The organism is Bittarella sp. HCP28S3_D9, assembly GCF_052065655.1.
Classification (GTDB): domain Bacteria; phylum Bacillota; class Clostridia; order Oscillospirales; family Ruminococcaceae; genus Bittarella; species Bittarella massiliensis.
This window is the reverse complement of sequence record NZ_JBQHTP010000009.1, coordinates 90,035-97,832: the sequence shown is the minus strand read 5'-3', so window position 1 is coordinate 97,832 and position 7,798 is coordinate 90,035. Positions and strand designations below refer to the sequence as shown.

General features: G+C 64.6%; 5 protein-coding genes. All 5 read right to left on the bottom strand.

Annotation, left to right across the window (positions count from 1 at the left end):
* Positions 1–54 precede the first annotated feature (54 nt).
* The 5 genes from clpB to ACTNAU_RS06755 all read right to left on the bottom strand — a co-directional run bounded on the left by clpB (position 55) and on the right by ACTNAU_RS06755 (position 7,687).
* On the bottom strand, positions 55–2,679 hold the full coding sequence (gene clpB, locus ACTNAU_RS06775) for an ATP-dependent chaperone ClpB (RefSeq protein ID WP_441097949.1): 2,625 nt from the start codon (positions 2,677–2,679) through the stop codon (positions 55–57).
* Positions 2,680–2,887: 208 nt separating this feature from the next.
* Positions 2,888–3,517, bottom strand: coding sequence for an ABC-2 transporter permease (locus tag ACTNAU_RS06770; protein ID WP_441097948.1), 630 nt, complete (start codon positions 3,515–3,517; stop codon positions 2,888–2,890).
* Positions 3,514–4,380, bottom strand: coding sequence for an ABC transporter ATP-binding protein (locus ACTNAU_RS06765; RefSeq protein WP_256136370.1), 867 nt, complete (start codon positions 4,378–4,380; stop codon positions 3,514–3,516). The genes ACTNAU_RS06770 and ACTNAU_RS06765 overlap by 4 nt, the downstream gene beginning before the upstream one ends.
* A gap of 4 nt (positions 4,381–4,384) precedes the next feature.
* Entirely contained in the window at positions 4,385–4,759 is a 375-nt protein-coding gene (locus ACTNAU_RS06760; protein ID WP_021660241.1) for a GntR family transcriptional regulator, read from the bottom strand.
* A gap of 405 nt (positions 4,760–5,164) precedes the next feature.
* Positions 5,165–7,687 carry a YDG domain-containing protein gene (locus ACTNAU_RS06755; RefSeq protein ID WP_441097947.1) on the bottom strand — a complete coding sequence of 841 codons (2,523 nt, stop codon included), beginning with the start codon at positions 7,685–7,687 and terminating at the stop codon, positions 5,165–5,167.
* Positions 7,688–7,798: the final 111 nt, after the last annotated feature.

Genomic DNA, 7,798 nt, shown 5'->3' with positions numbered 1-7,798 from the left:
CGGCAGCGGCACTCTCGCACCCGCTGCCGGGCCCCCTTTCTGTCTGTCGAAAAATCAGAGCGCCTGCAACTCGCCCTTGGGCTCGGCGGTCAGCTGGTGGCCGTCATAGTCCACCACAATAGCGGTGCGGGGCGCCAACTCGGCGCGGATGATCAGCCGGGCAATCAGGGTCTCCACCTTGCTCTGGATGAAGCGCTTGAGGGGTCTGGCGCCGTAGACCGGGTCGTACCCCTGGGCCACCACATACTCCTTGGCGGCGGCGGTCAGCTCCACCGACAGCTGCTTGTCGGCCAACCGGCGGCGCAGGTCTGCGATCTGCAGCTCCACAATGCCGGATATCTCCTCCCTGGTGAGGGGTTTGTAGAAGACGATTTCGTCCAGCCGGTTGAGGAATTCGGGCCGGAACTGGCGGCGCAGCAGCCCGCTGACCTCCTCCTTGGCGCCCTCGGAAATCTGCCCGTCGGAGCCGATCCCCTCCAGAATGGCGCCGGAACCCAGGTTGGAGGTGAGGATGATGATGGTGTTCTTAAAGTCCACCGTCCGCCCCTGGGAGTCGGTGATCCGCCCGTCGTCGAGCACCTGCAAGAGGATGTTGAAGACGTCGGGGTGGGCCTTCTCCACCTCGTCAAAGAGGATGACGCTGTAGGGGTGGCGGCGCACCTGCTCGGTCAGCTGGCCCCCCTCCTCGTAGCCCACATAGCCCGGAGGCGCGCCGATGAGGCGGGAGACGGCGAACTTCTCCATGTACTCGGTCATGTCGATGCGCACCATGCTGCGCTCGTCGTCGAAGAGGGCCTGCGCCAGGGCCTTGGCCAGCTCGGTCTTGCCCACGCCGGTGGGCCCCAAAAAGAGGAAGGAACCGATGGGGCGATCCGGGTCCTGGATCCCCGCCCGGGAGCGGAGGATGGCCTCGGAGACCTTCTCCACCGCCTCGTCCTGCCCCACCACCCGGCGGTGCAGCTCTTCGGGCAGCCGCAGCAGCTTGTCGCGCTCCCCCTCCACCAGCCGGGAGACGGGGATGCCGGTCCAGCGGCCGACGATCTTGGCGATCTCCTCGTCGGTGACCCGGTCGCGCAGCAGGCTGCCCGCGCCCTTCTGTCCCTGCTCGGCGATCTTCTCCTCCTCTTCCAGTTCCTTTTTCAGGCCGGGCAGCCGCCCGTACTTGAGCTCGGCGGCCCGGTTCAAGTCGTATTGCTGCTCCGCCTGTTCGATCTCGGCGTTCACCTGCTCGATTTCAGCGCGGAGGTTCTGCACCTTGGAGATGGCGTTTTTCTCGTTTTCCCACTTGGCCTTCATCTCCTTGAACTGGGCCCGCAGGTCGGCCAGCTCCTTTTGGATCTCCGCCAGGTGGTCCTGGGAGAGGCGGTCGGTCTCCTTCTTCAGGGCCGCCTCCTCAATTTCGTACTGCATGATCCTGCGGGAGATCTCGTCGAGTTCGGCGGGCATCGAGTCGATCTCGGTGCGCACCATGGCGCAGGCCTCGTCCACCAAGTCGATGGCCTTGTCCGGCAGGAAGCGGTCGGTGATGTAGCGGTTGGAGAGGGTGGCCGCAGCGATGAGGGCGGCGTCCTGGATCTTCACCCCGTGAAACACCTCGTAGCGCTCCTTGAGCCCCCGGAGGATGGAGATGGTGTCCTCCACGTCCGGCTCCTCCACCATCACCGGCTGGAACCTGCGCTCCAGCGCCGGGTCCTTTTCGATGTACTGGCGGTACTCGTCCAGGGTGGTGGCGCCGATGCAGTGCAGTTCGCCCCGCGCCAGCATCGGCTTCAGGAGGTTGCCCGCGTCCATCGAGCCCTCGGTCTTGCCCGCCCCCACAATGGTGTGCAGCTCGTCGATAAAGAGGATGATCCGGCCCTCGCTCTTCTTCACCTCGCCCAAAACGGCCTTCAACCGCTCCTCAAACTCGCCCCGGAACTTGGCCCCTGCCACCAGGGACCCCATGTCCAGGGAGAAGAGCTTGCGGTCTTTTAGGTTGTCGGGCACATCCCCCCTGGCAATGCGCAGGGCCAGCCCCTCGGCAATGGCGGTTTTGCCCACGCCGGGCTCGCCGATGAGGACTGGGTTGTTCTTGGTCTTGCGCGAGAGGATGCGGATGGCGTTGCGGATCTCCGCGTCCCGGCCGATGACCGGGTCCAGCTTCTGGGCGCGGGCCAGCTCCACCAGATCCTGCCCGTACTTTTTCAGGGCGTCATAGGTCTCCTCCGGGGTGTCGCTGGTGACCCGGGTATTCCCCCGCACCGACGACAGGGCGGCCAGAAAGCCGTCCTTTTTCACCCCAAAACGGCTCCAAATCTCCCGCATGGAGGTGCTGGGCCGCTCCAGCAGCCCCAGCAGCAGGTGCTCCACCGAGACGTACTCGTCCTGCATCCGCCCCGCTTCGGCCTCGGCCTGCACCAGGGCCTGGTCCACCTCCTGCGAGACGTAGATCTTGTCCGGCTCCCGCCCGGGGCCCGAGACGCCGGGCATCCCCTCGATGCGCTGGCGCACGGCGGCGCGCAGGGCCTCCAGGTCGCAGCCCATCTTTTTGACAAGCGAGGGGATCAGCCCCTCGGGCTGTTCCAGCAGGGCCGAAACCAGGTGCTCCTGCTCGATCTGCACGTTGCTGTGCTCTATGGCCAGGCTCTGGGCGGTCTGCACCGCTTCCAGCGATTTCTGTGTCAGTTTGTTGGCGTTCATTGGAACCACCCTCCCATTCTCTTCACACTTTTAGCAGTCTATTCTCTTGAGTGCTAAATATAATATACCCGATACCTGTGTACAAATTGTGAACGCCGCAAAAATATTTTTGACTTTTTCTGACCTTTTGTTTTTCCCCTTTTCCACACCAAAAAAGGGCGCGCCCCTCCCTCTGTTTGGGGAGGGGCGCGCCCTTTGGCTCAGCCCTCTAAAACTCTTTCTTGGCGTAGATCCGGCAGGAGACGCCGTAGGAAATCAGGGTCAGCCCCACCATCACGGCGGCGATCAACCCCACCCAGAGCCCCGTCGGCAGCTGCGGCAGGGAAGGCAGCTTGAGGGCGGGGAGCTTTTCCGCGAGAAAGACGATGGCAAAGACGGCGGCCATGGCCGCATAGAGGATGATGCGGCTCTTCTCCGCCCCCCACTTAAAGGTGGGTGGCAGCAAAATCAGGTTGAAGAGCATCCCCACGCAGGCGGTCAGCCCCGCCGTCAGGGCGTTTTCCACCATGTTCTCCGGGCGGATAAAGGAGTACCCAACGGTGATGAGGAGGGCGACCACGCCCCCCAGCAGGGGCATCCCCATCCCCAGCGCGTACTTGGAGAGCACCACCTTGCCCCGGCTCACCGGCAGCGCGGCGGCATAGGCCGGCCAGCGGGCCATGTCGTCGTAGGAGAAGGTGCTGATGCAGAGGATGGAGAGCATCATCACCACGATCCCCACGATAAAGGCAGAACTCTTCATCCCCAGCCCCAACACCGCCATCCCGACCAGGTAGAGGATGTAAAACTTGGCCGATTTGCCGAAGATGCAGAAATCCTTGAGCAAAAGTCCCTTCATCTCTTCTTCCCCCTTATAAAGTAGAGCACCATTTCCTCCAGGGTGCAGCGGTCAAAGACCAACCCCTCAAAGCGGCGGCGGTTCTCCTCGCTGCGCTCCACCAGCGCGTCAAAGCCAAAGCTGGTCTCCCGCAGGCCGATCAGCTCGCTGCGGTCCAGCCGCTCCAGCTGTTCCCGGGTGCCCTTGAGCACGCTGTAGCCATAGAGAAGGGCGTCCTTCTCCTCGCAAAAAATCAGCTGGCCCTCATCCAGCAGGGCGATGTAGTCGGCCACCCGCTCCAAGTCGCTGGTGATGTGGGAGGAGATGAGGATCGAGTGCTCCCCATCGCCGATGAACTCGGCGAAGATGTCCAGTATCTCGTCGCGCACCACCGGGTCCAGACCGCTGGTGGGCTCGTCGAGCAGCAGCAGTTGGGGCGCGTGGCTCAGGGCCGCGGCGATGGAGAGCTTTGCCTTCATTCCCCGGGAAAAATTCTTGATGGAATCCCCCGGCCGCAGGCCGAAGCGCTGCAGGTAGTCGGCAAACTGCCTTCCGTCCCAGTTGGGGTAGATGCCCGCCATGATTTTGGAGACCTTTTGCGGGGTCAGGAAGTCGTGAAAGGCGCTTTCGTCCATCACCACCCCCAGCTGCCGCTTGATGGCCATCTCCTCTTTTAAATTGTCCATCCCCAGCACCGAAATCTCGCCGCTGTCCCGGGCAATCAGGTTTAAAATCAACTTGAGCAGGGTGGTCTTGCCCGCGCCGTTTTGCCCCACCAGGCCCATGATACAGCCCTTGGGCACGCTCAAATCCACGTCCCGCAGGGCAAAGGAGCCGTAGTTCTTGCCGACCCCGCGCAGTTCCAAACAATTTTGCGTCATCATACTCTCACTCTCCACTGTAAAGCAATGTCACCAGCTGTACCAACTCCCGCTCCGACACGCCGCAGCCCCGGGCCAGCTCCACGGCTTTGGCCAAGCTCTCCTCCAGGGCGCGCATCCGCTCTTCTCGGGCAAATTCCAGGTTTTTCTCGGCCACAAAGCTGCCCCGCCCGGGCTGGGTGGTGAGGAACCCCTCCCTCTCCAACTCCTCGTAGGCGCGCTTGGTGGTGATCACGCTGATCTTCAGCTCCCGGGCCAACAGCCGCATGGAGGGCAGCGCCTCCCCCGGCTGCAAAACCCCGGTCAAAACCTTGTCTTTGACCTGGTCGACGATCTGCTGGTAGATGGGTTTGTCGCTGGAATTCTGGATGATGATGTCCATGGGTCACCTCAAACACTCAAATATATCGATATATTGTATATACAGTATATATACAATCAGCACGGTTGTCAACACCCTTTTGTCCTTTGGAAAAAACTTTCTCTCCCCCCTTCCACCGCCCTCCCCCGGCGGTACCGAGGGGGAGCTCGGCAGACCAGCGGCGGCGCCACCCAGGCTGCCGGTGGCGGTGACCGGGAGGAGGCAGCTACCTGGCCGGATGAGGTCCGCCGCGAAAAAGCCCCCCGGCGCAGATTTTGCGCCGGGGGGCTGCCCGCCTGTACAAGCAGGAGCGGATTCTTGGGGTCCTTTTTCTATCGGCGAGGCGTGGGCGGTGGGAAGAGGGGGCCCACACCGCCCACTGGCCGCCTCAAACGGGAGGCCGCGCGGCCTCTGTCCGCAAAGTTTCTACCGCTTATACCGGCGGCCCTTTCGGCCGCCGAAGAGGGCGACCCCGCCCAGGGAGAGGGCGGCCAGGGAAGCCCCGGCCAACAGCAGGCCGCTGTCGCTGGGGGCAATGGCCCCGTCGCCGGTGATGATGGAGTTTTGGTGTCCGCTGTCCGAGTCGCTCTCCACCGTCGCCTGACCGCCGCTCGGGGGAGGGGTGGGTGTTTCGGGGGCGTCCGGCTCGCCCCCGCTGGGGTCGCCCGCGCCGCCGTCCGGCGGGGTCGGGGTCGGCTCCACCGGTTCCTCTACCAGGGTATAGGTCAGAAAAATGGTGGTGGTGTCGCCCAGACTGTCGGTGGCGGTGACCGAGAGGAGGTAGCTGCCCGGCCGGGTGAGGTCCACCGCGTCCGCCGCCGCGCCCCCTTTGAAGATGGTGGCCGCCGAGTAGGTCAGCGCGCCGTCGGGCAGGGCCGAGTCCACCTGGTAGCGGTCCATCAGCAGACCGAGCACCTCCAGCCGCGAAAGGCTGCCGCTGGGCCGTACCCGCTCGACCACCGCGTCCGCCACCACCGCGTGAACGGTCCCGCCGGCCCCTTCGGTGACGGCGTTGGGGACCAGGGGCCCCTGCTGTTCGCCCTGGGGGCGCACAGTGGGGGGATGGCGCTCCTTGATGAGCAGGGGAAGGGTGGCGCAGGTGATCTCGTAGTTTTGCCGCGCCAGCTCAGTGGCGTCGGGAAAGGTCACCGCCAGGGTGTACGACCCGGCAAGGGGGGCCTGCCTGTCCAGCTCCACCTTCCCTGCCCGGCAGCTGTAGGCCGGCTCACCCAGGGTGTCGGCCAGGGCGTCCCCCTCGCCCAGCATGCTGCCCCAGCTGCCGTCGGGGTCGTATTCCACCGCCGTGTGGCCGTAGTCGTGGGGCAGGGGCACCCCGGCCCAGCTCTCGCTGACGGCAAAGGTGGGGGCCACCGCCAGCGGCCGGGGGGTGATGCTGCCCGGCACCTCTATCTTGTCGTCGGCGAGGCCGGTGAGGGTGTAGTCCCCCGCGTCGTCGCCGGTGAGGGACAGCCCCGTCAGGGTGAGGGTATCGGCTGTGGCCACGTCCTTGCTGTTGAAGGTGGCGGTGCAGCGCAGCTGCACATCTGCCCCCTCTGGCAGGCCCGAGAGGAAGATGTCTCCGCCGTACCCGTTCGTGCCGTCATACACCTTGGCGTACGTGCCGTCCGCAGCGGGGGCGGGGGCCACCGAAATGTCCTTGGGCAGCACCTGAAAGGTATCGCTGTCCCCCTGGTAGCCGTCTTTGGCGGAGACCACCCGGTACTCCCCCACGTGTTCCGGGGCGGTCACCGGCTGCCAGCTGCCGTCGTCGGCCCGCCGGTAGTAGGTGTACACCACCGCCTCCACCGGGCTGCCGTTGGCCTTGCTCACCACCTTTGGCTCCTCCCCCACGGTGATGTCGCTGGCGCTGGTGGAGAGGGCCTTGCCGCTGGGGTCCAGGTTCACTTCTTCTTTGGCGCAGTCGTCGCTCTCCACCTTGTCGCCGGGCATGCCGCCGTACTCCACCACATAAACCATCGTCTGCGTGTCGCTTAAGTCGTTCCAGCCCAGGCTCCCGTTCTCCCGATAGGAGGACAGATAGGGCTCCGCCCCGGCTATCCCCGGGGCCCCGCCGTGATCGGGTCCGTTTACCGGCCAGCCCCGGCTCGTCTCGATCCAGTTGAGCCAACAGCCGTTGCGGCTGTTGGCCGGGTCGTTGGGGGTCGACGTGTTGCAAACCCCCTCCCAAAACAGCAGGGGCTTGCCGCTGTCGGCGATCCCCTCCGGCCCGGACACCCAGTACCAGCGGCCGGGGTTTGCATTCCCGCTGTCTGGGTCCTTGGTGTAGGCCGGGTCACAGCTGCCGCCCATCCAGGTGTTGATATTGGGGATGAGGGAGGCCACAAAGTCGTTTTCCTCCTGGGTGGTGATGGTCACCAAATACCCCTGCATCCCCAGATATTTCCGCTGGTCCGCGTCGGCCATCGCCGCCTTCCAGCTACTTCCTGACCGCACCACCTGGTAGTAGTGCCCGGTCTCGGCGTTGTAGTCGTAGATGTCGGTGGCCTCGCTGTAGCTGGCAATCAGCCGCAACCGCTTCATCTCGCTGCCGGCGAGGGTCACCCGCAGGTTGTCCCGCAGGTACTGGGTCCACTCCTGGGCGCTCTTGCCGCTGGCGTTGATCGCCACGTTCCCGCTCTTGCTGCCAGCCAGCTGGACAAAGCCCCCGGAGGGGGGAAGGGAGATGTTGTCGGCGCTGGCCACCGCGCTGGAAAACTGCACTGTGACGCTCTTGACCTGGGCGCCGTCCGGCACCCGCAGGACCAATTCGGGAAAGGAAAAGCGCCCGTCGGACCCCTTGACCGCCGGGCCGGTCTCGATGGACAGGGCCGTCGCCTCTCCCCCCGCCGCCTTTGCCCGAAACCCCTGCCAGACTGCACCCGCCGACAGGGCCATCACCGCCGACAGCAGCAGGGCGCCAAGCTGGCGCCCGCTCTTTTGATGCTTCACTCTTTCCGCCTCCTATTGTTGGGGGGTAGCGCCGCCGCTGAGCGCAGCGCCCCTCTCGCCCTCTACAAAGGCTTGTGCAAAACACAAGCTCATCAATAATTCGCAGTTTTG